Genomic DNA, 24,032 nt, shown 5'->3' on the forward strand with positions numbered 1-24,032 from the left:
AGCTGCGAAGCGGACCTACCTCACGTTGAGACGCAGGCGGACGAACTGCAGCAGGGCGTACACCCAGGGCCAGAGCAGCGCACTGACCAGGGCCGGGAGCAGGAAGGTCAGGGTCGGCGGACGATTGCCGGTCAGGGCGTTGAGCCAGAGCTGGAGCAGCTGCGCCAGGCCGTAGACCACCACCAGCACCAGGCACTGCTGCCAGGCCGGGAACATGCGCAGGCGCTGGTGCAGGGAAAGCACGAGGAAGGTGATCAGGCCAAGGATCAGCGCGTTCTGCCCGAGCAGGTTGCCGTAGAGCACGTCCTGGGCCAGGCCGAGCAGCCAGGCGGTGACCATCCCGACGCGCTCGGGCAGCAGCAACACCCAGTAGGTCAGCAGCATCGCCAGCCACAGCGGGCGGCCGATCTCGGTGAAGGTAGGCATCGGCGCTACGGCCAGCACCAGCCCGACCAGCAGGCTCAGCCAGATCACCCAGACATTGTTCGAACCTTGAGTCGCGCGAGCCATCAGCGGCGTCCCCCGTTCGCCGCCGGAGCGGCAGGCTGCGTGGGGGCTGGCGCGGGCGCGGCGGCGGGCTGCTGCGCAGCGCCCTGGGCTGCCGGGGTGGCCGGCGACGGCGCGGCGGCCGGTTGCGCGGCAGACTGGGGCGCCTGGGCGCCGGCGGCGGCTTTCTTGTCCGCCTCTTCCTGGGCCTCGGCGGCGTCGTTAGCGCGCTGTTCCGGGGTGCGGCTGTCGCTGAACACCAGCAGCACGTAGCGGCTACGGTTCATCTTCGCGGTCGGCACCGCGCGCACCACGGCGAACGGCTGGCCGGAATCGTGGATCACTTCCTTGACCGTGGCCACCGGATAGCCGGCGGGGAAGCGTTGCCCCAGGCCGGAGCTGACCAGTAGGTCGCCTTCCTTGATGTCGGCGGTGTCGGCGACGTAGCGCAATTCCAGGCGCTCGGGATTGCCGGTGCCGACGGCGATGGCGCGCAGGCCGTTGCGATTGACCTGCACCGGGATACTGTGGGTGGTGTCGGTGAGCAGCAGGACTCGCGCGGTATAGGGCATCACCTCGACCACCTGGCCCATCAGGCCGCTGGCATCGAGCACCGGCTGGCCGACGAAGACGCCGTCGTTCTCGCCCTTGTCGATCATGATGCGTTGGGTGAAGGGGTTCGGATCGACGCCGATCAGCTCGCTGACCAGTACCTTGTCGTCGACCAGCGCGGCGGAATTGAGCAGCTCGCGCAGGCGCACGTTCTGCTCGGTGAGCGCGGCGAGTTTCTGCACCCGGCGCTGCATCAGCAGGGACTCGGCCTTGAGGCGTTCGTTCTCGGCGATCAGCTCGCTACGGCTGCTGAACTGGTCGCGCACGCCTTCCCAGGCGCGCACCGGCATTTCCGCCAGGCCGTAGAAAGGCGTGAGCACCATCCCCAGCTTGCTGCGGACGGGCTCCAGATAGTCGAACCGGGCGTCCACCACCATCAGGCTGACCGACAGCACGGCCAGCACCAACAGGCGAACGCCCAGCGACGGGCCTTTGGAGAATAGCGGTTTGATGATCCGCTCCTAGGCGACGATGCTCGCCACCTTACTCGGTGGAGAGCAGGTCCATGGAGTGGCGGTCCATCATCTCCAGCGCACGGCCACCGCCGCGAGCCACGCAGGTCAGCGGCTCCTCGGCGACGATCACCGGCAGGCCGGTTTCCTGTGCCAGCAGCTTGTCCAGGTCGCGCAGCAGCGCGCCACCGCCAGTCAGCACCAGGCCGCGCTCGGCGATATCCGAGGCCAGCTCCGGCGGCGATTGCTCGAGGGCGCTCTTGACCGCCTGGACGATGGTCGCCAGGGACTCCTGCAGGGCCTCGAGGACCTCGTTGGAGTTCAGGGTGAAGCTGCGCGGTACGCCTTCGGCCAGGTTACGGCCGCGGACGTCGACTTCGCGAACGTCGCCGCCCGGGAAGGCGGTGCCGATCTCCTGCTTGATGCGCTCGGCGGTGGATTCGCCGATCAGGCTGCCGTAGTTGCGGCGCACGTAGGTGACGATGGCTTCGTCGAAGCGGTCGCCGCCGACGCGGACGGATTCGGCGTAGACCACGCCGTTGAGGGAAATCAGGGCGATCTCGGTAGTGCCGCCGCCGATGTCTACGACCATCGAGCCGCGGGCCTCCTCGACCGGCAGGCCGGCGCCGATGGCGGCAGCCATCGGCTCTTCGATCAGGAACACCTCGCGGGCGCCGGCGCCCAGGGCGGATTCGCGGATGGCCCGGCGCTCAACCTGGGTGGACTTGCACGGTACGCAGATCAGCACGCGCGGGCTGGGCTGCAGGAAGCTGTTCTCGTGAACCTTGTTGATGAAGTACTGCAGCATCTTCTCGCAGACGCTGAAATCCGCGATCACGCCGTCTTTCATCGGACGGATGGCGGCGATGTTGCCCGGGGTACGGCCGAGCATGCGCTTGGCCTCGGTGCCCACGGCGACGACGCTCTTCTGGCTGCCATGGCTGCGAATGGCGACCACGGACGGTTCGTTCAGGACGATGCCGCGCTCGCGCACATAAATAAGGGTATTGGCAGTACCCAGGTCGATCGACAGATCGCTGGAAAACATGCCACGCAATTTTTTGAACATGGGAAAGAAACCCTAGGCGAAGCGTGGGTGAAAAATACGCGGGTAAAAAAGTGCGGCAAACTCTAACAACGACGGGGATTTTGGGCAAGGCGGGCAATATGCTAAATTGCAGGCTTTTCCCGGCCCCACAAGGCCCGTCCAGGCGGAATTAGACCGCCGACCGCGGCATCCGTTCCCTGCCTTATATAACGCATGGCGCCCCGCCGCCCTTCCAAGGCCGCTTTTGCTGGAGACTCCCGATGGCGCTTGAACGCTCCGACGTGGAAAAAATCGCCCATCTCGCCCGCCTGGGCCTGAGCGAGGCCGATCTTCCGCGCACCACCGAGACCCTGAACAACATCCTCGGCCTGATCGACCAGATGCAGGCGGTCGACACCAGCGGCGTCGAACCGCTTGCCCACCCGCTGGAAGCCACCCAGCGCCTGCGTCCGGACGCGGTCACCGAGACCGATCACCGCGACGCCTACCAGACCATCGCCCCCGCCGTGGAAGAAGGTCTGTACCTGGTTCCGAAAGTCATCGAGTCATAAGGACGCGGACACATGCTGCATCAATTGACCCTCGCCGAGATCGCCCGCGCCCTCGCCGACAAGCAATTTTCCGCCGAAGAGCTGACCCGCACCCTGCTCGGTCGCATCCGGCAGCTGGATCCCCAGCTCAACAGCTTCATCAGCATCACCGACGACCTGGCCATCGCCCAGGCCAAGGCAGCCGACGAACGGCGCGCCAACGGCGAGAACGGCGCCCTGCTCGGCGCGCCGATCGCCCACAAGGACCTGTTCTGCACCCAGGGCGTACGCACCAGCTGCGGTTCGAAGATGCTCGACAACTTCGTCTCGCCCTACGACGCCACCGTGGTCGAGAAGCTCGCCGCCGCCGGCGCCGTTACCCTCGGCAAGCTGAACATGGACGAATTCGCCATGGGCTCGTCGAACCAGTCCAGCCACTACGGCGCGGTGAACAACCCCTGGAGCCTCGACCGTGTGCCTGGCGGCTCCTCCGGCGGCTCCGCCGCGGCAGTCGCCGCGCGCCTGCTGCCGGCCGCCACCGGCACCGATACCGGCGGCTCGATCCGCCAGCCGGCGGCGCTGACCAACCTCACCGGGATCAAGCCGACCTACGGCCGGGTTTCCCGCTGGGGCATGATCGCCTACGCCTCCAGCCTCGACCAGGGCGGCCCGCTGGCGCGCACCGCCGAGGACTGCGCGCTGATGCTGGGGGTGATGGCCGGATTCGATCCGAAGGACTCGACCAGCGTCGAACAGCCGGTGGACGACTACCTGGCCGCCCTGCAGAAGCCGCTGAGCGGCCTGCGCATCGGCCTGCCGCGGGAATACTTCGGCGCCGGCCTCGACAGCCGCATCGCCGACGCGGTGCTGGCCGTGGTCGAGGAGCTGAAGACGCTCGGCGCCACGGTGAAGGACATTTCCCTGCCGAACATGCAGCACGCCATCCCGGCCTACTACGTGATCGCGCCGGCCGAGGCGTCCTCCAACCTGTCGCGCTTCGACGGCGTGCGCTATGGCTATCGTTGCGACGCCCCGCAGAACCTGGAAGACCTGTACAAGCGCTCGCGCGCGGAAGGCTTCGGCAGCGAAGTGAAGAACCGCATCATGGTCGGCACCTACGCACTGTCGGCCGGCTACTACGATGCCTATTACCTGCAGGCTCAGAAGATTCGCCGGCTGATCAAGAACGACTTCGTCAGCGCCTTTGCCGAAGTGGACGTGATCCTCGGCCCGACCACGCCGAACCCGGCCTGGAAGATCGGCGAGAAGAACGACGACCCGGTTTCCCAGTACCTGGAAGACATCTACACCATCACCGCCAACCTCGCCGGCCTGCCGGGGCTGTCCATGCCCGCCGGCTTCGTCGACGGCCTGCCGGTGGGTGTCCAGTTGCTCGCGCCCTACTTCCAGGAAGGTCGCCTGCTCAACGTCGCGCACCAGTACCAGCAGGTCAGCGACTGGCACACCCGCACCCCGGCCGGCTTCTAAGCCATGGCAACGCCACGCAGTCCCCTCCCCTCTCCCGGCGCGGAGAGGGCGACCCGCAGGGTCGGCAGCGGGACTGCGCAGGCACAGAAGGATTGAGGAACACCACATGCAATGGGAAACCGTGATCGGGCTGGAAATCCACGCACAGCTCGCCACCCAATCGAAGATCTTCTCCGGCAGCTCGACCGCCTTCGGCGCCGCGCCGAATACCCAGGCCAGCCTGGTCGACCTGGCCATGCCGGGCACCCTGCCGGTGCTAAACGAGGAGGCCGTACGCATGGCCTGCCTGTTCGGCCTGGCGATCGACGCACGGATCGACCGGCAGAACGTGTTCGCCCGCAAGAACTACTTCTACCCTGACCTGCCGAAGGGCTACCAGACCAGCCAGATGGACCATCCCATCGTCGGCAAGGGCCACCTCGACATCACCCTGGAAGACGGCACCACCAAGCGCATCGGCATCACCCGCGCGCACCTGGAGGAGGACGCCGGCAAGAGCCTGCACGAAGACTTCCAGGGCATGAGCGGCATCGACCTGAACCGCGCCGGCACGCCGTTGCTGGAGATCGTTTCCGAGCCGGATATCCGCAGCGCCAAGGAAGCCGTGGCCTACGTCAAGGCGATCCACGCCCTGGTGCGCTACCTGGGCATCTGCGACGGCAACATGGCCGAGGGCTCACTGCGCTGCGACTGCAACGTCTCGGTGCGACCGAAGGGCCAGGCCGAATTCGGCACCCGCGCCGAGATCAAGAACGTCAACTCCTTCCGCTTCATCGAGAAGGCGATCAACCACGAGATCCAGCGCCAGATCGAGCTGATCGAGGACGGCGGCAAGGTGGTCCAGGAAACCCGCCTGTACGACCCGAACAAGGACGAGACCCGCTCCATGCGCGGCAAGGAAGAAGCCAACGACTACCGTTACTTCCCCTGTCCCGACCTGCTGCCGGTGGTCATCGAACTCGAGTACCTGGCGAAGCTGCGCGAGCAACTGCCGGAACTGCCGGTGCAGAAGCGCGAACGCTTCGAGAGCCAGTACGGCCTGTCCGCCTACGATGCCAGCGTGCTGTCCGCCAGCCGCGAGATGGCCGACTACTTCGAGAAGGTCCAGGGTATCTGCGGCGACGCCAAGCTGGCGGCCAACTGGGTGATGGTCGAGCTGGGCAGCCTGCTCAACAAGGACGGCCTGGAGATCGAGCAGTCTCCGGTGTCCGCCGAGCAACTGGGCGGCATGATCCTGCGCATCAAGGACAACACCATCTCCGGCAAGATCGCCAAGATGGTCTTCGAAGCCATGGCCAACGGCGAGGGTTCCGCCGACCAGATCATCGAGGCCAAAGGCCTGAAGCAGGTCACCGACAGTGGCGCCATCGAGAAGATGCTCGACGAGGTGCTGGCGGCCAACGCCGAGCAGGTCGAGCAGTACCGCGCCGCCGACGAGGCCAAGCGCGGCAAGATGTTCGGCTTCTTCGTCGGCCAGGCGATGAAGGCCTCGAAAGGCAAGGCCAACCCGCAGCAGGTGAACGAGTTGCTGAAGAAAAAGCTTGAAGCGTGAGTCAAAGCCAGACGCCGGGTTCGCCCGGCGTCTTCTTGTCCGCCAGGAGCCTGTTGTCCATGCCCAACCCATCCGCCGCCGCGCGCCTCGCCCTCGCCGTCCTGCCCCTGTTCCTCGCCGGCTGCTCCAGCCTCGCCGGCAGCGGTTCCGCGGATACCGGCGAAGCCTCCTACTATGGCAGCCGCCACGCAGGCCTGCGTACTGCCAGCGGCGAGCGCTACAACCCCAACGCAATGACCGCTGCCCACCGCACGTTGCCGTTCGGTACCCGCGTGCGGGTAACCAACCTCGACAACCGCCGCAGCGTGGTGGTGCGGATCAACGATCGCGGGCCGTTCCGCCGCGGGCGGATCATCGATGTATCGCGCAAGGCCGCCGAAGGCCTGGGTATGATCCGCAGCGGCGTGGCGCCGGTTCGGATAGAGTCGCTGGATTGAGCCACCTTCTACCCACGACAGGAACCTTCCGATGAGCGAACAAGGCAAGACCGGCCTGGAGATCCGACGTGAAGTCATGGGCGACGCCTTCGTCGAGCGCGCCATGGGCAACGCCACCGCCTTCACCCAGCCATTGCAGGACTTCGTCAACGAGCATGCCTGGGGCTCGGTCTGGGCCCACGAGGCGCTGCCGCGCAAGACCCGCAGCCTGATCACCCTGGCCGCCCTGACCGCCCTGAAATGCCCGCAGGAACTCAAGGGGCACGTGCGCGGCGCGCTGAACAACGGCTGCACGGTGGAGGAAATCCGCGAGGCACTGCTGCACTGCGCGGTCTATGCCGGGGTGCCGGCGGCGATCGATGCGTTCCGTGCGGCCCAGGAAGCGATCGATACCTGGCAGGGCGAACAGCCCGCCTGAGCCCAGGAGCCATTCGCAGCGGCATGAGCGCCGCCGCCAGGCCACGCGGTTGGTAACGCCGATGCCTGAGCGACGGCGAATAACGCCAGAGGCGTTATCCGCCAGCGCAGGCACCTACGGATAACTGAAGCGCTTAACCAGCGTCAGTTCGCCAGGCTTGCGCATCGGCACCAGGAAGGTTTCCTGTTTCTCGTTCGGCGTGCCCTCTTCGGTGACCAGGGTGATGCGCGCCGTGGTCAGGTCCTGGGCGGCCTGTTCGGCGCCATCCTCGCTGCTGCCGTAGCCACCGCCGAAGTAGTTGACGTAGACCAGGTAGGGCCCCTTCTGCGGCGTCGGCGTGGCGATGATTTCCGGGCCGTAGCCAGTGGTGACGTCGACATCCAGGGTCGCGCCGTTGGCCAGCGAACGATTGCCATACCAGACATGGTCGCCGTCCGGGGTCACCAGGTGCAGGTCGAGGTCGGTGTTGTCGCTGTCCCAGGACAGCAGCACGCGCAGCTTGGCCGGCACTTCCCCGCCGCCGCCACCGTGATAGAACTGGACCCGTCGCGACTGCCCGGCGGCGTTGCGCACCTCGACGCTGTTGCTGCCGGACGGGAAGGCGAACGGGCGGTCGAAGCTGCCATCGGCGTCCACCTTCAGTGGCATGCTCACACCGTTCACCACCAGCGTCGCCGGACGCTCCTTGGGCTGGCTCTCGATCGCGCCGCGAATGCGCGCGGTGGTCGCCTGGTCGGCGGCAACGTTGACCGAGGACGCCGGGTAGTTCACCACCTGCCGGTAATTGGCGGCGGAACCGTCGCCGGCACGCCAGCCGGAGACCGGCGTATCCAGTTTCACGGGGTTGTCCGCCCAGGCGACGAGGGGAAGGCAACTGAGCAGGGCGGCAAGGGACATTCGGTTCATGGAGTCATTCCAGTAGCAGGCGCCGGGCCAGGCTTTCGACATAGTTTTCGTCCTGGCCGCTGGGATGGGCGCGGAAGGCCAGGTGCAGGTATTCGTGGGTGAGGTCCAGGCGTTCCTGTAGGGAATACAGGCCGCGAACGAAGATGCGTTCGCGCTCGCGATCGACATAGGGCCGCCCGGAAGCCAGGCGGCACACGGAAAAACTCGGAATCTCCTCGTAGCCGGGCTCTCGGTCGAGGCGCTCGCGCCACTGCCGGCGCTGCTTGCGCAGCCAGTCTTCGGCGGCCGGCAACGGCTGGCAGGCGGCCACCGGGTTGTCCCAGCGGCTCAGGCTGCTGCGCGGGAAAGCCTGGGCGAGGATGCTGTCGTAGCCCAGTCCCTGCCCGGCTTGCTCCACCGCGTGCTTCCAGGACAGGCGCGCCGGACCAGGCTGGTCGGAGTGATAGTTGACGGTCGCCCCGGCCAGCACCAGGTCGGCGCTCCAGGCGGCGATCCGCCGCGTCGGCGCGCTGGCCGGGCGCGGCGCCACGCGCTGGCGCTGGCTGCTGTCATCGATGGCCAGGCATTCGCCGCGCGGCGCGGCGTTTTGCAATAGATAGGTGCGAATGGTCACCGCCAGCGCGCGAGCGGCTTCCTTCGGCTGCGCCGAGGCTTCGCGCTCCAGCACCCGCGCCACGTACTCTTCGCGCGAAACCCGCGCGACCAGGCGCGGCACGCCATCCACCCGTTGCAGGAAGAGGTCGCCGGCGCTGGCGATGTCCAGGCGATTGCCGTTGGCGAACAGCACTTGCTGCGGACCATGCAGCAGGCCTTCGGCGGCCGGGCGGCCGGCGGGATCACTGACCGAGCGCAGCGGATAGCGGCTGAACAGGTTCACTTCCACGCAACGGCCCGGATCGGCCGGCCACGGACTCGGCAGGAAGCGCCCGAGCACCTCGGCGTAGCGGTCCAGGATCACCTTGCTGGTTCCCGGGCCGCCGAGCCAGAGCGGCGTTCCATCGACCAGCCAGCCAGCGAAACCGCCCTGGCGCGCCTGCGGGTCATGGTCGTCGAGCCAGCTCCAGGTCTTCACCCGCAGGCGGCCGCCAAGGCTGGCCACGGCATGGCCGTCGCCGGCCTGCAACGCCACGTCGAGCAGTACCCGCCGCGCCTCGCCCTGGGCCGGCAGTTGCTGCAACTGTTCCAGAAGCTCCTTAACCGGCACCCGCGTCTGCGGTTGCAGCCGTTCCAGATCGAGCAACCAGGCCGGTGCCCGGCGCGCCTGCCAGTAGTCGCGCCAGGCCTCCGGCCGCAAGGCGAGGCGCTGCGGCTCGAAATACAGCCCGCAGGAGCGCACCAGGGCGCGGTCACGACCGATCGTCTGGCCATTCTCGCAGCAGTAGACCTCCTCGCGGCTGCGCCCCTGGCAGGCATAGGGCGACTCGGCCTGGCCGGTGTCGCTCAGCCAGGCGAAGACGAACAGTTTCCACAGGCTGCCCAGCGGAGCCTGCAAATCGGCCGGCAACGGCCGGCGCTCGAGCGCCCGCTGGCGATCCAGGCTCACCAGTTCGTAGCCCTGGGTCGTGCGCCAGGCCAGCTGGACCGGCGCCTCCGCTGCGCGAAGCAGCAACGGCACGGCGCACAGCAGGACCAGCCAGGCGCGCAACGCAATCACTCGACCTTGACCTTGGCCAGCGCCGGCTTGGCTTCCAGGGCCTGCTGTTCCGGCGCGTAGAGACGCAGGTAGCGGGCCGGTGGCAGGTTGAAGCTGCCTTTCTGGGAGAAACGCACCAGGTGACGGAAACGCTGCTCGCCACTCAGGCTGTCCACCGGCACTCCGTAGAACAGCTCGCCCGGTTCGTTGCGCGCGCGCTCCAGGGTGGTCGCCTCGTCGCCGGCCAGGCCGCTGATCTTGATGCCCCAGGTGGTGCGCTCGACATCCGCACCGGGCGGCAGCGGCAGTTCCAGCATGCCGTAGCGTAGAGCGGTGTCTTCCGGAACGGTCAGGGTCACTTCGTCGAGATACAGTTCGTCGCTGGAAAGCGGCTTGTCGCCGACCTCCTCGACCTTGAACTCGAACGCCCCCTCGCCGGGCACCAGGCGCAGCAGGCGACGGCTGATCTGCACCGGCAGTTGCCCGCTCGGCGCCTGGGCGCTGCGGTAGCTGAGCGCAACCGGCAACGGCCGGGCCGGCGCCTCGTCCAGGTCGACCCAGCTCGGAATGCCGCGGCCGCGCCATTGCCAGTAGGTTTCGCCGGTAGCACCGCGCTGCGCCTGCCAGTCCTTCGGCGGCTGCGGCAGCTTGCCCTGCGGCGCCTGGGCCAGGGCGCCCTGCAGCCAGGTCAGGGCCAGGGCGCGTTCCAGGGTCGATTGCGCCGGCGCCAGGCGTTGCAGCAGAGCGCTGGCCTGCTGGCCATCCACGGCCGAGCGAGAGGCCAGCAAGGCATCGGTGAACGGCAAGCCGGCCTCACGCAGGCGCTGCGTCGCCGTCTCGGCCTGGGCGGCCAGCGGCGCGGGCACCGCAACCCGCAGTTGCCGTGCCAGGTCCACCGCCAGCACTCGCGCCGCGGCCAGGCCGACGGCCGAGTCCGGGTCGCCCAGCACCAGGCCGTCGTCGGCCTCCAGCGGCTCCGCGCGCGCCTGCCCTTCGCCGGCGTTGGCCAGATCGTTGAGCAGGCCGCCGAGCAGGGTGTTCACCGGCAACTGCATATCGCGGGCGAAAGCCAGGATCAGCGCGCGCTGCAGCAGCGGGGTCTGCGTCGCCTGCTTGGCGTAGGGCTCGAGGATGCGCTGCCAGTGTTCGGCCGGCAGTTGGATCTCCAGTGCGCGGCTGGCGTACCAGTCGGCGTAGTAGGCGTAGGCGGTGAGGAAAGCGTCGCCATCGACGTCGCCGCCCCACCAGGCGAACCAGGCGTCCGGGCCAGCCATCTGCACCAGGCGCAGGCGACTGTTCTGCATGATCAGGCGCAGGCGGTCGCGAATCCGCGGCTCGCCGCCGGCCAGCGCCGGATAGGCGATGCTCAGCGGCAGCAGTTGGCTGGCGGTCTGCTCGACGCCGCCGTAGGGATATTCCAGCAGGTCATCGAGATTGCCCAGGTAGGCCGCGGCCGGGCCATCGGCCAGGCGCAGGCGTACGTCGCGGGCGTCCGCCGGCAGTTGCAGCGGGTTGCTCGCCGCCGCCAGGCTGAGGTTCTGCGCCTGCTCCACCTGCCAGCCGTCGGCCAGCAGGTTGAAGCGCACCGCCAGGCGGTCGCGGACCTGCCCGTCCTGGCGCAGCTCGGCGCTCCAGTCGCCATCGCTGAGCGGCTGTTGCGCCAGCGGTATGTAGTTGACTCCCTTGGCCAGCTCCAGGGGCTGGCTGCGCTGGCTGCCAGGCGGCCCGCTGAGCAGCTCGGCCTTGACCGGCTGTTCGCCCTGGTTGAAGACGAACAGGCCGAGGTCGGGCTGGTCACCCTGGCGGAAGCGGGTCGGCCCGCTCCATTTCAGGTACAGCGGCTTCTCCGAGCGAAGGAACTGCTTCTTCTGGCCGACCTGGCCGTTGTCGTCGATGGCCCGTGCGGTGATCCGCCAGCGGGTCAGCGAGTCGGGCATGCGGAAGCTGAAGCTGGCCTTGCCCTGGGCGTCGGTGACCAGCTCCGGCTGCCAGGCGGCGGTGTCGACGTCCTCGCGGCGCGGCCGCTCCAGTACCTTGACGCCGCGCTCGCTGCGGTTCGCCCGTCCGGGTGCGCTGGTGCTGCCGGGCAACGCCACGTCGTAGCTGATGAAGGCCAGGCTGGCGCTGGTGCGCACGTTGTTGCGCCGTGGATGGTAGAAGAACTGGTCGATACCGGGGGCGATCTCCGCCTGCAGGGCATAGACCATCTCATCCACCACGCTGACGGTCAGGTGACTGGAAGCCGGTTTGCCGGCGAAGCGCGTGGCCAGGGTCACGGTCACCGTCTCGCCGGGTTCGTAGCGCTCCTTGTCGGTGGCGATGTCGATCTCCACCTGGGGCATGCCGACCTTGATCCCGGCGTTCTGGAAGCTGTAGTCGCCGCCCTTGGTGTAGAGCACCGAGAAGGTCAGGTTCGGCGAGAACTCCTCGCGCACCGGGATCCGCACGCGGTACTGGGTCGGATTGAGCTTTTCCAGGCGCAGCCAGTCGGCGCCCTTGGACAGCAGGGCGGTGGCCTCGACCTTGTCGCGCTCCAGGGACAACAGTGCATCCTCCACCGGCTCGGGGAAGGTGATCAGTGCGGAGGCTTCCTCGCCGGTGCGGTACTCGGGCTTGTCGAACACCACCTCGACGGTGCCCGGCACCGACTTCACGCCCTCGCCGCTCACCGAGTGGCCGGTGGCGCCAAGGAGCTGGCCCTTGTCGTCGCGCAGCTCCACGGAATAGGTACCGGGACGCTCGAAGGCCAGCGCGAAGCGGCCGTCGGCGACCGGACCGCTGTCGGTGGCGCGGTCCTCCAGGCGGATCCACTGGTAGCTGCTCGGCTTGAGCGGGGTCGGCTGTTCGCTGGCATAGCTGAACTCGACCTTCTCGCCGGCGGCGCTGAAGCGCTGCGGCGCGCTCAGGCGGTAGCGCGCGGCACCGCGCTCGATGAGGATCTCCTTGCTGGTCTTGACCCGGTAGGCGGCGCCGTCGCTGGCGAAGATGGTCAGCATGTAGCGACTGGGTTTCTCGGCCGGCGGCAATTCGATGGCGGCGCGGCCCTTGCCGTCGGTGGTCAGTTCGGTGCTGCTCAGTTCCACCGGGAACTGGCCGAGATACTGCAGTTCGTTGTCCACCATCGACAACTGCTGGGCGCGCAGGCTCAGTTGCAGGCGCGCGTTGGCCACCGGCTTGCCGTCCGGATAGAGCAGGACGATCTCGCCCTTCACCGGCTCGGCGGTCTTGAAGTCCGGCTTGGCCAGGTCGAGGGAGACTTCGAAATGCGGCTTGATGTATTCGGCGACGCGGAAGGCGCTGCTGTAGGTCTGCCCGCGGTAGTCGAAGCGCAACTCGTAGCCGCCGGCGACGGCGTTCTCCGGCAGTTGGAAGCGGCCATTGGCGCCGCTCTTCGCGTCGAAGCGGAGGTCCAGGCTTTGCAATACCGTGCCGCTCGCGTCGATCACGCTCAGGCGCACCGGCGCGCTGGCGGCGGCCTGGGATTGACGGGCGTCCTTGAACTCGCGGCCGACCATCTTCAACGAGACCCAGTCGCCCGGCCGGTACAGCGGGCGGTCGGTGAAGGCGTAGATCTTGGTGTCGTAGATCTCGCTGTCGTAATAGAAGTTCTCGGAGACGAAGACCCCACCCTCGCGGTCCTCGCCGATCACGTAGGAACGCTCCGGACTGGCGTGCTTGAGCCGCAGCAGGCCGTCGGCGTCGGTATTGCCGCTGCTCATCACGCCCAGGCCGTCGGTCCACAGCACCTTGGTGTCGGGCACCGGGGTGCCTTCGTGCTTGCGTGCGGTCCAGACCAGCAGCTCGTCGCCGGCGACCTTGCTCACCGCCACGCTGTTGGAGACGAACACCACGGTGGTGGCGCGGTACTTGCCGACCAGCGCCTCGACCAGGTAGAGGCCCGGCTTCAGCTTGCCCAGCGGGATGTAGACATTGCCCGGCACGACGTTGATGAACTCGCTGGAGGAACCGGCCAGCTTGACGTCCTGCGGCGGCTCGATGGGCTTGGCGTCCCACAACGGATAGCGGAACTGGCTGACCAGCGGTAGGCCGGGAATCGGCGCGTATTGCGGCTGCGCGTCGTAGGGCGTCGGCGCGGTCATGGCGTTGCCCATCTTCAGCTCGGGCACCGCCTCGGTGACCTGTTGCCGCGACTCGTAGGAGAAGGCGCGCTGCATCACCCGGCGCGACTTGCGATACCAGTTGTCCCAGAGATAGGCCAGGGTGTTCGACAGGCCTTCGCCCTTGAACTGTCCCTCGGCCAGGACCCGGTGCAGGTTCTTCTGCCGCTTGAGGAACTCCAGCGGCTGTTCGATCCGGTACAGGCGCACGTCGACCCCGCCATAGGGCTCCATGCGGTAGCGCCGGTAGTCGCGGCCGGGCGCTTCGAGACGGACCCGCGCTTCCTCGTCGGTGGCGAAGCTGCTGTCGGCGAGCAGGAAGAAGGATTCGCCGGCCATCGGCGTGTAGCCGCTCGGCTCCACCGTGTCTTCCGCCTGGACGGCGGCGAACGGCAGCAGGACCAGGGCGGCGACCGCCAGGCTACGGCTGAAACGGCGCAGGTTGCTCATTGCTGTGGTCTTCACTGGGACGCGATTCATTGAGAGAGGAAAGCCAGCCGATAGATGCCGATAAAGTTGGGATTGGATTCGTCGGGGATCCATCGGGTGTCCTTCCATGTCATGAGTTGTTGCAGGCTGACCGAGCGCATGCCGTTATCGGTCGGGGTGCTGCTGCCGGTGTGATAGGCGATGGAGCGGCCCATCCAGATCATCAGGTGCTGGTCGTCGCCCTGGTCGTAGAACATCAGGTCGCCGGGGCGCGCCTGGTTGAGGTCGCGGCCGACCAGCCGACTGTTGAACTGCACCAGCTTGATCGCATTCACGTAGGGCCCGACCTGGCCGCCACCCTGCTGCCAGTTCTGCGCCAGGCGCCGTTGCTCGGGACTGAGCGCCAGCTCCGGGGGCAGGTAGCGGTTGGACAGGCCGTTGGCGCGCAGCCACTTGCCATCGTGGACTTTCAGCGCCTCGTTGGCGGCGAAGCGCACCAGGCCGGCGCAGTCCTGCTGGTGCCAGCGCGGACTCGGCCCTTGGCGCAACTGTTCCTGGGCGATGCGCACGAACCAGGCGCGGAATACCTGCGATTGCTGCGGGTCGAGCGCTACCGGGGGCTCGCCGCGGGCAACGCCGCTGGCCAGCAGGAGCAGCGCCAGGCCGAAGGCAGTCAGGCGTCTCACAGCGACCGCCATTCCAGCGGCAGCCATTGCCACGGTGCGTTGGCCTGGCTTCCGGCAGGCAGGCCAAGGGCGTAGCTGCCCTTGCCGGCGAGGGTTTTCAGGCGCGGCATCAGGTAGGTGTCGGCGGCATTGCGGAATACCGGCTCCATGTCCTGCGGCAGGCTGTCGAGGGTTTCCCGTTGCAGCAGTTCGGAGAGCGGCTGCGGCGCCAGGTAGGCCGGTACCAGCGCATCCTTCGGCAACACCTCGGCGAGCGGCGGATAGCGCTTGTCGAGGGTGTCCAGGGCCTTGCCGAGCAACTGGTCGTCGAGGGAGAACAGCAGGGTCTGGCCATGGCGCGCCATGCCGATGCGGAAGAACGCGCGGCCGCTGATGCTCTCCGGGTTGTCCGCCTGGCTGGCCGGATAGGCGCCGAAGTTCGAGCTGACCTGGCGGGTCCAGCGGCGGGTCTGGCCATCCATCCGGTCTTCCACCGGGAAGCTGCCACCCTCGACCTTGGCTTCCTTCGCGCCGATCACACGGCCGAACAGCTTGCCCAGCTCGTCGTCGAGTTCGGCACTGGCCGGCGCGCTCAACTGGCCCACCAGCAGCGGCGAATGCAGCCGCGAACTGGCGTACCAGCAGAGACCGGCAGCGCCGCTGAGATGCTCGGAGAAGGCCTGGGCCATCTTCTGCTCGGCCCCCAGACGCTCCAGCATCACCCCGTACAGGCCAGGGGTGACCGGCAGCGCCACGCAGGCGCTGGCGCCCATCGGCATGGCCTGCCAGACCGGGGCGAAGTCCAGCGGCGGCTGGCGTTCCACCTCGTTCAGCGCCAGGTAGCTGCTCCAGCCCTGCTCGCCCTTCTCGAAGCGCACCCCGGCGAAGCTCGGGATGAAGCGCTGGTAGCCCATGGCCAGGACGCTGGCATTGAGGGTGATGCGCTGGCGCAGCTCGCCGCGGCCCGGCAGGCCGAAGCGCTCGGGGAACAGTTCGTCGCCGTCGAGCAGTGCCTCCAGGTCTTCGCTGGCCGGAGCGTTCAGCGGGCTGTCGTCGCTTTCGCCACCATCGTCGAAGAGCATCCGTGGGTTCGACAGCAACAACAGCCGGTCGCCCTTGGACAGGAACAGCATCGCCTTGTCGTTGCCGTAGCGCAGGCGATAGACCGAGGTTCCCGCCAGCTCGCCGACCTTGCGCAACTGCTGGTCGTCGGTGGCGATATGGGCCAGCGGCTCGAGCACTCGCGCCAGGCCGCCGCGCTTGAGCACCACCACGAAGTCGCGCAGGCGGCCGTCGGCGCCGCGCCAGAGGGCGACCTGGGCCGGTTGGTCGAGCAGTTCCTCGACCAGGCTGTCCTTCAGGGTCAGGTCGTGCTCGTAGATGATCCGCCGCAACGTACCGGTCAGGCCAAGGCGGTCGCCATTGTTCTCGTAATAGAAAACGAAGTCCTCGGTCAGGGTATCGCGCAGCAACGGCACCTCGAGGATTTCCTTCGGCAGGCGGCTCAGCGACACGCTCTCGATCAGCGCGTCGGGCTTGCGCAGGTCACGGTAGGCACGCGGCGCGTCGGCGTCCGCGGGTGCCTGGGCGCCGATCGGCTGGCCGAGGTCCTCTTCGGCCGGGCGCCCTCCGCCGAGCCGCTCCAGCCAGCCCATCTGCCAGGCCAGCACACCGCCGGCGGCCAGCGCGGCGACGATCCCCAGCACCGGCCACAGGGCGCTTCGGGTGCGCGCAGCGGCGGGCGCAGGGGTTCCGTTGGCAGGGCTGGGGGTGTTGTTCTCGCTCATGGTTCGCTAATCCCGTGTCATCCGTACGAGGGGATGCTTCAGTAGGTAAAGGTCTTGACCAGCACCAGGTCGCCGATAGTGCGCAGGGGCACGACAAAGGTCTCGTGCTTCTCGTCGACGCTGTTTTCGTTGAACACCAGGTTGACCTGCGCGGTGATCACGTCCTGTACGTTGCTGCCGGCCTGGAAGTTGTAGCCCTGGTTGTTGAGGTTGCCCCAGTAGTTCACGTAGATCAGGTAGGTGCCGTGCAGCGGCGCGCCCATGGTGAACATCTCCGGGCCGGGCCCGTCGACGCCGTCCGGATCGAGGCCGCCGCTGTTGCTCAGGCGCGGATGCGCCCAGTAGGCGTGCTGGCCATCGGGGGTGACGATATGCAGGTCAAGCTCGGCCTTCGGATCGTCCCAACCCAGCACCACGCGCACGCGCGGCGGCAGTTGGGAGCGATTGGCCTCGTAGAACTGTACGCGCTTGAGGATCTTGCCGTCGGCGCTGCCGACCTGGACGCCGTTGGAGCCGTGGCCGAACGCATAGGGGCGGACGAAGCGCCCGGCGCCGTCGGTATAGAGAGGGAGAGGATTGCCGTTGACCACCAGGCGCTGGGCGCGCTCGGTGCCGACCAGTTCGCGCAGGTGTCCTTCGATCAGGCTGCGGCCGCGCTGGCCGCCGCGATCGATGGGCGGAGTCGGATAGGCGACACGCGGGGCATCGGGCTGTTCGAGCAGGCCGGAATAGCGCCAGCCTGCCGTCGGACCATCCAGGTCCACCGAAGGCTCGGCTAGTGCAGGCAGCCCGAAGGCCAGTCCGAACAGCACCGACAGGCAGCCGGCACTCGAACCGAAGATACGCATGATCAATCCCTGGTCGTGCGATTCATGAAAGCTGCATCTTAACGATTGCGCTGTCCGCTGGATATCCCCGGCGACCGGCGGAATCTGCGAAATCCACCGCGATTCGACGGAAAACGGAAAGCACAGGGGGCGCCATGCGGCGCCCCCGTTGTCATTTACGCTTCAGCGCCGTACCGGCCGCTTCTGCAGCTTGCGCTGCAAGGTCCGTCGATGCATGCCCAGGGCACGGGCGGTGGCGGAGATGTTGCCCTCGTGCTCGGCGAGCACGCGCTGGATGTGCTCCCATTGCAGGCGATCCACCGACATCGGGTTTTCCGGCACCAGGGTGTCCAGGTCGGCGTGCTCGGAGAGCAGCGCGGCCAGCACGTCATCGGCATCCGCCGGCTTGCACAGGTAGTTGCAGGCGCCGCGCTTGATCGCCTCCACCGCGGTGGCGATGCTGGAATAGCCGGTGAGGATCACCACCCGCATGTCCGCGTGCAGCTCCAGCAGCTTCGGCAGCAGCACCAGGCCGGAGTCGCCTTCCATCTTCAGGTCGAGCACGGCGTAGTCCGGCGTATCCTGCTGGGCCAGCGCCAGGCCTTCCTCGGCGGAGCCGGCGGTGCTGACCCGCAGGCCGCGACGGCTCATGGCCCGGGCCAGGACCCGGGTAAAGGTGGGATCGTCGTCCACCAGCAGGAGGTGGGGATGTTCTTCCCCTTCGAAGAGCAGCTCTTCAGACATAGGCAGGGCCTCTCAGACGGATCACTCAAGCCATTCCGTAGCTGCGCGGCAAGCGCAGTTCGGTCAGAGTGCCGCCATCTTCGTGGTTATACAACTTCACCGTTCCACCAGCGCGGGTCACGCTGGCCTGACTGAGAAACAGGCCGAGGCCGAAGCCCTTGCCCTTGGTGGTGAAGAACGGTTTGCCGATCTGTTCGGCGATCGCCAGGGGCACCCCGACGCCGTGGTCGCGGATACTCAGGCAGATACTGCTGCTGTCCCAGTCCAGGCGGATGTCGAGGTCGTCGGGACAGGCGTCCGCCGCATTGTTCAGCAGGTTCAGCAGAGCCTGGCTGAGGTCGGTCGGCGGGGTCAGGCGCGGCGCGGAGCCGAGGCCCAGGCACTGGTAGCGGTAGGAGGCCTCCGGACGCATCAGGTGCCAGCGGCGCAGCACCGATTCCAGCCATTCCGCGGCGCTTTGCTCTTCGATCGCCTGGCGACGGTCGGCCTCGGCCGCCCGTACCAGTTGCTGGAGGGTGTGCTTGCACTGCTTGACCTGTTCCTGGAGCAATGCCAGGTCTTCCTGCAGGGTCGGGTCCTGCGGGCGCTCCTGGCGCAACTCGTTGAGCAGCACGCTCATGGTCGCCAGCGGCGTACCCAGTTCGTGCGCAGCACCGGCCGCCTGGGTGGCCACCGCGAGCAACTGCTGGTCGCGCATGCTTTCCTCGCGCCGCTCGGCCTGCATGTGCGCCTGCCAGCGCAGGGCCTCGGACATCTTCACCACGAAGAAGGTGATGAAGGCCGCCGACAGGGCGAAGTTCAGCCACATGCCGAACAGGTGCAGGTTGATCAGCATCGCCTCGTGCTGAACCGCCTGCAGGTGCAGCGGGTGGTACCAGATCAGCAGCAGGGTGTAGCCGGTCAGGGCCAGGCCGGAGAGCACCATGGAGTAGATCCAGGGCAGGGTCGCAGCGGCGATGGTCAGCGGTACCAGGTAATAGGAAACGAAGGGGTTGGTCGAGCCGCCCGAGTAATACAGCAAGGTGCTGTGGATGATCAGGTCGCAGGCCAGTTGTACCGCGTACTCCTGGTCGGTCACCGGCCACGGCGCGCGCAGGCGCAGCGCGGTGAACAGAATCAGGCAGGCGGACAGGCCAAGGGTCAGGCCGAGCGCCAGCCACGGCAGCGGCAACAGGTCGGAGAGCCAGGCGAAACCCACCGAGCCGGCCTGCGCGGCCAGCACGAGAATACGGATGAGGAGCAGACGGCCAAGGTTCTGGCGACTGGCGGAGAGCAGGAAAACCGGTGCGCGCATGTTTTCTTCCGGAATAAGCGCGAGTATAGCCAAGACGCTGTCGGCAACTCTGCGGCAAAGTGACTCAGAAACCTCGCAGGTCGCCATCCTGCCCTGTTTCGCCGAGCGCTGTCAGGGCTCAGATCAGTAAATTTCACGTTTTTTCCGAAATCGCCTAACCCGTTCCGGGAAAAGCCTTCGTCTCATGGTCCAAGACTGGCGTATAGGCGTGTTTGCCGCGCCTGCCGGAACGATGCTCTACAGTGTGAATTCAGCCTTAGTACAAGGAGTTGCCCAATGTCTGCGATTTCCCGCCTGGCCGCCGCCGTCACCCTCTGCGCCGCCAGCCTCTCGGCCGTCGCCGAGGAAGCGCCGCGCTACAACCAGGTCTCGCTGCACGCCGAAGTCAGCCAGCAGGTGGCCCACGACCTGATGCAGGTCACCCTCTACAGCGAAAACCAGGGCAGCGATCCGGCCAAGCTCGCCGCCGAAACCACCAGCGTCCTCAACGCCGCCGTCGCCGACGCGCGCAAGGTCAAGGGCGTGACCATCAGCCTGGGCAGTCGCAACAGCTATCCGGTCTACGACGACAAGGGCCAGAAGATCACTGGCTGGCGCGAGCGCGCCGAGCTGCGCCTGGAAAGCTCCGACTTCGCCGCCCTCGGCCAGCTTTCCGCCGACCTGCTGGGCAAGCTGAAGATGGGCGGCATGGACTTCAGCATCGCCGATGCGACCCGCAAGAAGAACGAGGACCAATTGATGAAAGGCGCCGTGGACGCGTTCAAGGAGCGCGCCCAGTTGCTCACCGAGGCGCTCGGCGGCAAGGGCTACAAGCTGGTCAGCCTGAGCGTGAACAGCGCCGGCGCACCGCGCCCGTACCCGGTGATGCGGATGGCGGCGATGAAGGCCGACGCCAGCTTCGGTGGCGCCCAGGCGCCGGAGATCGAGGCCGGGACCAGCCAGGTCACGGTCAACGCCGACGGTGTGATCGAGGTGCAGATGCCCTGATCCGGTCGGCGCGCACCACAAGAGGCAGCCTCCGGGCTGCCTCTTGCGTTTCCACTGTCTCTCGCGCAGCAAACGCGGCCTGCGTCGCGTTTGCGCAAATTCGAAAATGCGACATTCCCTTTCAATCGGATAACAACATCTACACTGAAGCGACCTCGACGCTTGCGGCCGGCACACGCCCTGCATAGCTTCGCGCAAGACAGCTCACGAGGCTGTCCCTCGCAGACAATCAAAATAACCAGAGGTCACTCCATGCGTAGAAACGCCGTCATCCGCTCCGCGATCATGCCCTCGCTGCTCGGCGCAGCGCTGGTCGCCGCCGTTCCCCAGGCCTTCGCCAGCAACCTGATCTTCTGCTCGGAAGGCAGCCCGGCCGGCTTCGACCCCGCCCAGTACACCACCGGTACCGATTTCGACGCCGCGGCGGAAACCGTCTTCAACCGCCTGACCCAGTTCGAGCGCGGCGGCACCAAGGTCCTTCCCGGCCTTGCGGAAAGCTGGGACGTCAGCGACGACGGCAAGACCTATACCTTCCACCTGCGCAAGGGCGTGAAGTTCCACAGCACCGACTACTTCAAGCCGACCCGCGAATTCAATGCCGACGACGTGCTGTTCACCTTCGAACGCATGCTCGACAAGGATCATCCGTTCCGCAAGGCCTACCCCACCGAGTTTCCCTACTTCACCGACATGGGCCTGGACAAGAACATCGCCAGGATCGAGAAGCTCGACGAGCACACGGTGAAATTCACCCTCAACGAGGTCGACGCGGCCTTCATCCAGAACCTGGCGATGCCCTTCCCATCGATCCAGTCCGCCGAATACGCCGCGCAACTGCTCAAGCAGGGCAAGGCCAGCGACATCAACCAGAAGCCGATCGGCACCGGCCCGTTCGTATTCAGCCGCTACCAGAAGGATGCGCAGATCCGTTTCAAGGGCAACAAGGACTACTGGAAGCCGGACGAGGTGAAGGTCGACAACCTGATCTTCGCCATCAACACCGACGCCTCGGTGCGCGCGCAGAAGCTCAAGGCCGGCGAGTGCCAGATCACCCTCAACCCACGCCCCGCCGACCTCGACGCGCTGAAGAAGGACCCGAACCTGAACCTGCCGTCGCAGGCCGGCTTCAACCTCGGCTACATCGCCTACAACGTCACCCACAAGCCGTTCGACAAGCTGGAAGTACGCCAGGCGCTGGACATGGCGGTGAACAAGAAGGCCATCATCGACGCCGTCTACCAGGGCGCCGGCCAGTTGGCGAGCAACGGCATGCCGCCGACCCAGTGGTCCTACGACGAGACCATCAAGGACGCGCCCTACGATCCGGCCAAGGCCAGGGAGCTGCTGAAGAAGGCCGGGGTCGCCGAAGGCACCGAGATCACCCTGTGGGCCATGCCGGTACAACGCCCCTACAACCCCAACGCCAAGCTGATGGCGGAAATGCTGCAGAACGATTGGGCGAAGATCGGTATCAAGGCGAAGATCGTCACCTACGAATGGGGCGAATACATCAAGCGCGCCAAGGGCGGCGAGCATGACGCCATGCTGATCGGCTGGAGCGGCGACAACGGCGACCCGGACAACTGGCTCGGCACCCTCTACGGCTGCGACGCGGTGGACGGCAACAACTTCTCCAAATGGTGCGACGCCGGCTACGACAAGCTGGTCAAGGATGCCAAGCGCACCACCGACCAGGGCAAGCGCACCGAGCTGTACAAGCAGGCCCAGCACATCCTCAAGGAACAGGTGCCGATCACCCCGATCGCCCACTCCACCGTGTACCAGCCGATGCGCAAGACGGTACACGACTTCAGGATCAGCCCGTTCGGCCTGAACTCGTTCTACGAGGTCAGCGTCGGCAAGTAGCTTCGCCTGCCAGCCGCGCCGCCCCGCCACGAGCGAGGCGGCGCCTCTCCCCAGGGCGGCCGACCCGGCCGTCCCGCTCCAGAGGAGTCATCCATGCGACCACGCTCTGCCCTGCGCTACAGCCTGCTGCTACTCGCCTTCGCCGCCAGCGCCGCCATCCAGGCCCAGCCGAAGACCCTGGCGGTGTGCACCGAAGCGGCGCCGGAAGGGTTCGATCCGGCCCGCTATACCTCCGGCTACACCTTCGACGCCTCAGCCCATCCGCTGTACAACGCGCTGGCCGCGTTCGCTCCGGGCAGCGCCACGGTGATCCCGGCCCTGGCGGAAAGCTGGGACGTCTCCGCTGACGGCCTCGTCTACACCTTCCGCCTGCGCCAGGGCGTGAAATTCCACAGCACCGAGTACTTCAAGCCAAGCCGCGAATTCAACGCCGACGACGTGCTGTTCAGCTTCCAGCGCATGCTCGATCCGCAGCACCCCGCCCACGACCTTTCGCCCAGCGGCTACCCCTACGCCGACGCCATGCAACTGCGCGACATCATCGAGCGCATCGAGAAGATCGACGAGCACCAGGTGCGCTTCGTCCTCAAGCACCCGGAGGCGCCGTTCCTCGCCGACCTGGCCATGCCGTTCGGCTCGATCCTCTCCGCCGAATATGCCGGCCAACTGATCGCCAGGGGCAAGGGCGACGAACTCAACAGCAAGCCGATCGGCACCGGCCCGTTCGTCTTCACCCGCTACCGCAAGGATGCCCAGGTGCGCTACGCGGCCAACCCCGACTACTGGAAGGGCAAGCCGGCCATCGACCACCTGGTGCTGGCGATCACCCTCGATCCCAACGTGCGCGTGCAGCGCCTGCGCCGCAACGAATGCCAGATCGCCCTGACGCCCAAGCCGGAAGACGTCGCCGCGTTGCGCCAGGACCCGCAACTGACGGTGCTGGAAGAAGCGGCGATGATCACCTCACACGCCGCGATCAACACCCGGCACGAACCGTTCGACGACCCGCGCGTGCGCCGGGCGATCGCCATGGGCTTCAACAAGTCGTCCTACCTGAAGATCGTCTTCGGCGACCAGGCCCGCCCGGCCATCGGCCCCTACCCGCCGATGCTGCTCGGCTACGACGACAGCATCCGCGACTGGCCCTACGACCCCGAACGGGCCAAGGCTCTGCTGAAGGAAGCCGGCGTCGCCCCGGACACACCCCTGAACCTCTACATCAGCACCGGCAGCGGCCCCGGCGGCAACCCGGCGCGAGTGGCGCAACTGATCCAGTCCGACCTGGCCGCCATCGGCATCCGGGTGAACATCCGCCAGTTCGAGTGGGGCGAGATGGTCAAGCGCACCAAGGCCGGCGAACACGACATGATGCTCTACAGCTGGATCGGCGATAACGGCGACCCGGACAACTTCCTCACCCACAACCTCGGCTGCGCCTCGGTGGAGTCCGGGGAAAATCGCGCGCGCTGGTGCGACAAGGGCTTCGACGAAGCCATCCGCAAGGCGCGCATGAGCAACGACGAGAGCCAACGGGTAGCGTTGTACAAGGAAGCGCAGCGGATCTTCCACGAGCAGATGCCCTGGTTGCCGCTGGCGCATCCGTTGATGTTCGACGCGCAACGCAAGAACGTCAGCGGCTACCGCATGAGCCCGATGTCGGCGCGGGACTTTTCGCGGGTGAAGCTGGACTGATCGCTGCGCCGCACGCGGGAAGCCCTGGCCCTTGCCTTGCCGCGTGCGGCGTTATCGTTCG

Annotated in this window: 19 protein-coding genes; 8 read left to right on the plus strand and 11 right to left on the minus strand. The window is 67.0% G+C overall.

Annotation, left to right across the window (positions count from 1 at the left end):
• Positions 1-15 precede the first annotated feature (15 nt).
• The 3 genes from mreD to mreB are packed head-to-tail and all read right to left on the minus strand — an operon-like array spanning position 16 to position 2,619.
• Entirely contained in the window at positions 16-510 is a 495-nt protein-coding gene (gene mreD, locus M6E97_RS29485; protein ID WP_003094389.1) for a rod shape-determining protein MreD, read from the minus strand.
• Entirely contained in the window at positions 510-1,550 is a 1,041-nt protein-coding gene (gene mreC, locus M6E97_RS29490; RefSeq protein WP_071534437.1) for a rod shape-determining protein MreC, read from the minus strand. Before mreC ends, mreD begins: the two co-directional genes overlap by 1 nt.
• Positions 1,551-1,581: 31 nt before the next feature.
• Positions 1,582-2,619, minus strand: a complete 1,038-nt coding sequence (gene mreB, locus M6E97_RS29495) for a rod shape-determining protein MreB (protein ID WP_003094393.1) — start codon at positions 2,617-2,619, stop codon at positions 1,582-1,584.
• A 239-nt stretch (positions 2,620-2,858) separates the two neighbouring features.
• On the opposite strand from mreB, the gene gatC reads away from it, so the two are divergent.
• From gatC to M6E97_RS29520, 5 genes are all read left to right on the plus strand, one after another.
• Positions 2,859-3,149 carry an Asp-tRNA(Asn)/Glu-tRNA(Gln) amidotransferase subunit GatC gene (gatC, locus tag M6E97_RS29500; RefSeq protein WP_003106543.1) on the plus strand — a complete coding sequence of 97 codons (291 nt, stop codon included), beginning with the start codon at positions 2,859-2,861 and terminating at the stop codon, positions 3,147-3,149.
• A gap of 12 nt (positions 3,150-3,161) precedes the next feature.
• Positions 3,162-4,616: an Asp-tRNA(Asn)/Glu-tRNA(Gln) amidotransferase subunit GatA gene (gatA, locus tag M6E97_RS29505; protein WP_003094399.1), complete on the plus strand. Its 1,455-nt coding sequence runs from the start codon at positions 3,162-3,164 to the stop codon at positions 4,614-4,616.
• A gap of 91 nt (positions 4,617-4,707) precedes the next feature.
• Positions 4,708-6,168 carry an Asp-tRNA(Asn)/Glu-tRNA(Gln) amidotransferase subunit GatB gene (gatB, locus tag M6E97_RS29510; protein WP_255254649.1) on the plus strand — a complete coding sequence of 487 codons (1,461 nt, stop codon included), beginning with the start codon at positions 4,708-4,710 and terminating at the stop codon, positions 6,166-6,168.
• A gap of 59 nt (positions 6,169-6,227) precedes the next feature.
• Positions 6,228-6,605, plus strand: a complete 378-nt coding sequence (locus tag M6E97_RS29515; RefSeq protein WP_003094403.1) for a septal ring lytic transglycosylase RlpA family protein — start codon at positions 6,228-6,230, stop codon at positions 6,603-6,605.
• Between the two features lie 31 nt (positions 6,606-6,636).
• Complete coding sequence (locus M6E97_RS29520; protein WP_174217690.1) at positions 6,637-7,023, plus strand: carboxymuconolactone decarboxylase family protein; 387 nt, start codon at positions 6,637-6,639, stop codon at positions 7,021-7,023.
• Between the two features lie 114 nt (positions 7,024-7,137).
• Here the strand turns inward: M6E97_RS29520 and M6E97_RS29525 are convergent, their stop codons facing one another.
• The 8 genes from M6E97_RS29525 to M6E97_RS29560 all read right to left on the minus strand — a co-directional run bounded on the left by M6E97_RS29525 (position 7,138) and on the right by M6E97_RS29560 (position 19,426).
• A complete protein-coding gene (locus M6E97_RS29525; protein WP_023096992.1) occupies positions 7,138-7,929 on the minus strand; it encodes a YfaP family protein in 792 nt (263 codons plus the stop codon).
• A 4-nt stretch (positions 7,930-7,933) separates the two neighbouring features.
• Positions 7,934-9,583, minus strand: a complete 1,650-nt coding sequence (locus tag M6E97_RS29530) for a YfaQ family protein (protein ID WP_079381495.1) — start codon at positions 9,581-9,583, stop codon at positions 7,934-7,936.
• Positions 9,580-14,130, minus strand: a complete 4,551-nt coding sequence (magD, locus tag M6E97_RS29535) for an alpha-2-macroglobulin MagD (protein WP_023980544.1) — start codon at positions 14,128-14,130, stop codon at positions 9,580-9,582. Before magD ends, M6E97_RS29530 begins: the two co-directional genes overlap by 4 nt.
• A 26-nt stretch (positions 14,131-14,156) precedes the next feature.
• The gene (locus M6E97_RS29540; protein ID WP_003141328.1) at positions 14,157-14,795 is read right to left on the minus strand and encodes a DUF1175 domain-containing protein; all 639 of its coding nucleotides are present in this window, start codon (positions 14,793-14,795) and stop codon (positions 14,157-14,159) included.
• The gene (locus M6E97_RS29545; protein ID WP_033938751.1) at positions 14,792-16,561 is read right to left on the minus strand and encodes a DUF2138 domain-containing protein; all 1,770 of its coding nucleotides are present in this window, start codon (positions 16,559-16,561) and stop codon (positions 14,792-14,794) included. The genes M6E97_RS29540 and M6E97_RS29545 overlap by 4 nt, the downstream gene beginning before the upstream one ends.
• A 38-nt stretch (positions 16,562-16,599) precedes the next feature.
• The gene (locus M6E97_RS29550; protein WP_003094417.1) at positions 16,600-17,409 is read right to left on the minus strand and encodes a YfaP family protein; all 810 of its coding nucleotides are present in this window, start codon (positions 17,407-17,409) and stop codon (positions 16,600-16,602) included.
• 162 nt (positions 17,410-17,571) lie between these two features.
• Positions 17,572-18,132 carry a response regulator transcription factor gene (locus M6E97_RS29555; RefSeq protein ID WP_003094419.1) on the minus strand — a complete coding sequence of 187 codons (561 nt, stop codon included), beginning with the start codon at positions 18,130-18,132 and terminating at the stop codon, positions 17,572-17,574.
• Between the two features lie 25 nt (positions 18,133-18,157).
• On the minus strand, positions 18,158-19,426 hold the full coding sequence (locus tag M6E97_RS29560; protein WP_003094421.1) for an ATP-binding protein: 1,269 nt from the start codon (positions 19,424-19,426) through the stop codon (positions 18,158-18,160).
• 276 nt (positions 19,427-19,702) lie between these two features.
• Between M6E97_RS29560 and M6E97_RS29565 the strand changes: the two genes are divergently transcribed.
• The 3 genes from M6E97_RS29565 to M6E97_RS29575 all read left to right on the plus strand — a co-directional run bounded on the left by M6E97_RS29565 (position 19,703) and on the right by M6E97_RS29575 (position 23,971).
• Positions 19,703-20,413 (plus strand): SIMPL domain-containing protein, encoded by a 711-nt coding sequence (locus tag M6E97_RS29565; RefSeq protein WP_003094423.1) that lies wholly within the window; start codon positions 19,703-19,705, stop codon positions 20,411-20,413.
• 252 nt (positions 20,414-20,665) lie between these two features.
• On the plus strand, positions 20,666-22,279 hold the full coding sequence (locus tag M6E97_RS29570) for an ABC transporter substrate-binding protein (RefSeq protein WP_009315914.1): 1,614 nt from the start codon (positions 20,666-20,668) through the stop codon (positions 22,277-22,279).
• Between the two features lie 93 nt (positions 22,280-22,372).
• Positions 22,373-23,971 carry an ABC transporter substrate-binding protein gene (locus M6E97_RS29575; RefSeq protein ID WP_033938753.1) on the plus strand — a complete coding sequence of 533 codons (1,599 nt, stop codon included), beginning with the start codon at positions 22,373-22,375 and terminating at the stop codon, positions 23,969-23,971.
• Positions 23,972-24,032: the final 61 nt, after the last annotated feature.

Origin of the sequence: Pseudomonas sp. B111, from assembly GCF_026428275.1 — a bacterium.
GTDB lineage: Bacteria > Pseudomonadota > Gammaproteobacteria > Pseudomonadales > Pseudomonadaceae > Pseudomonas > Pseudomonas aeruginosa.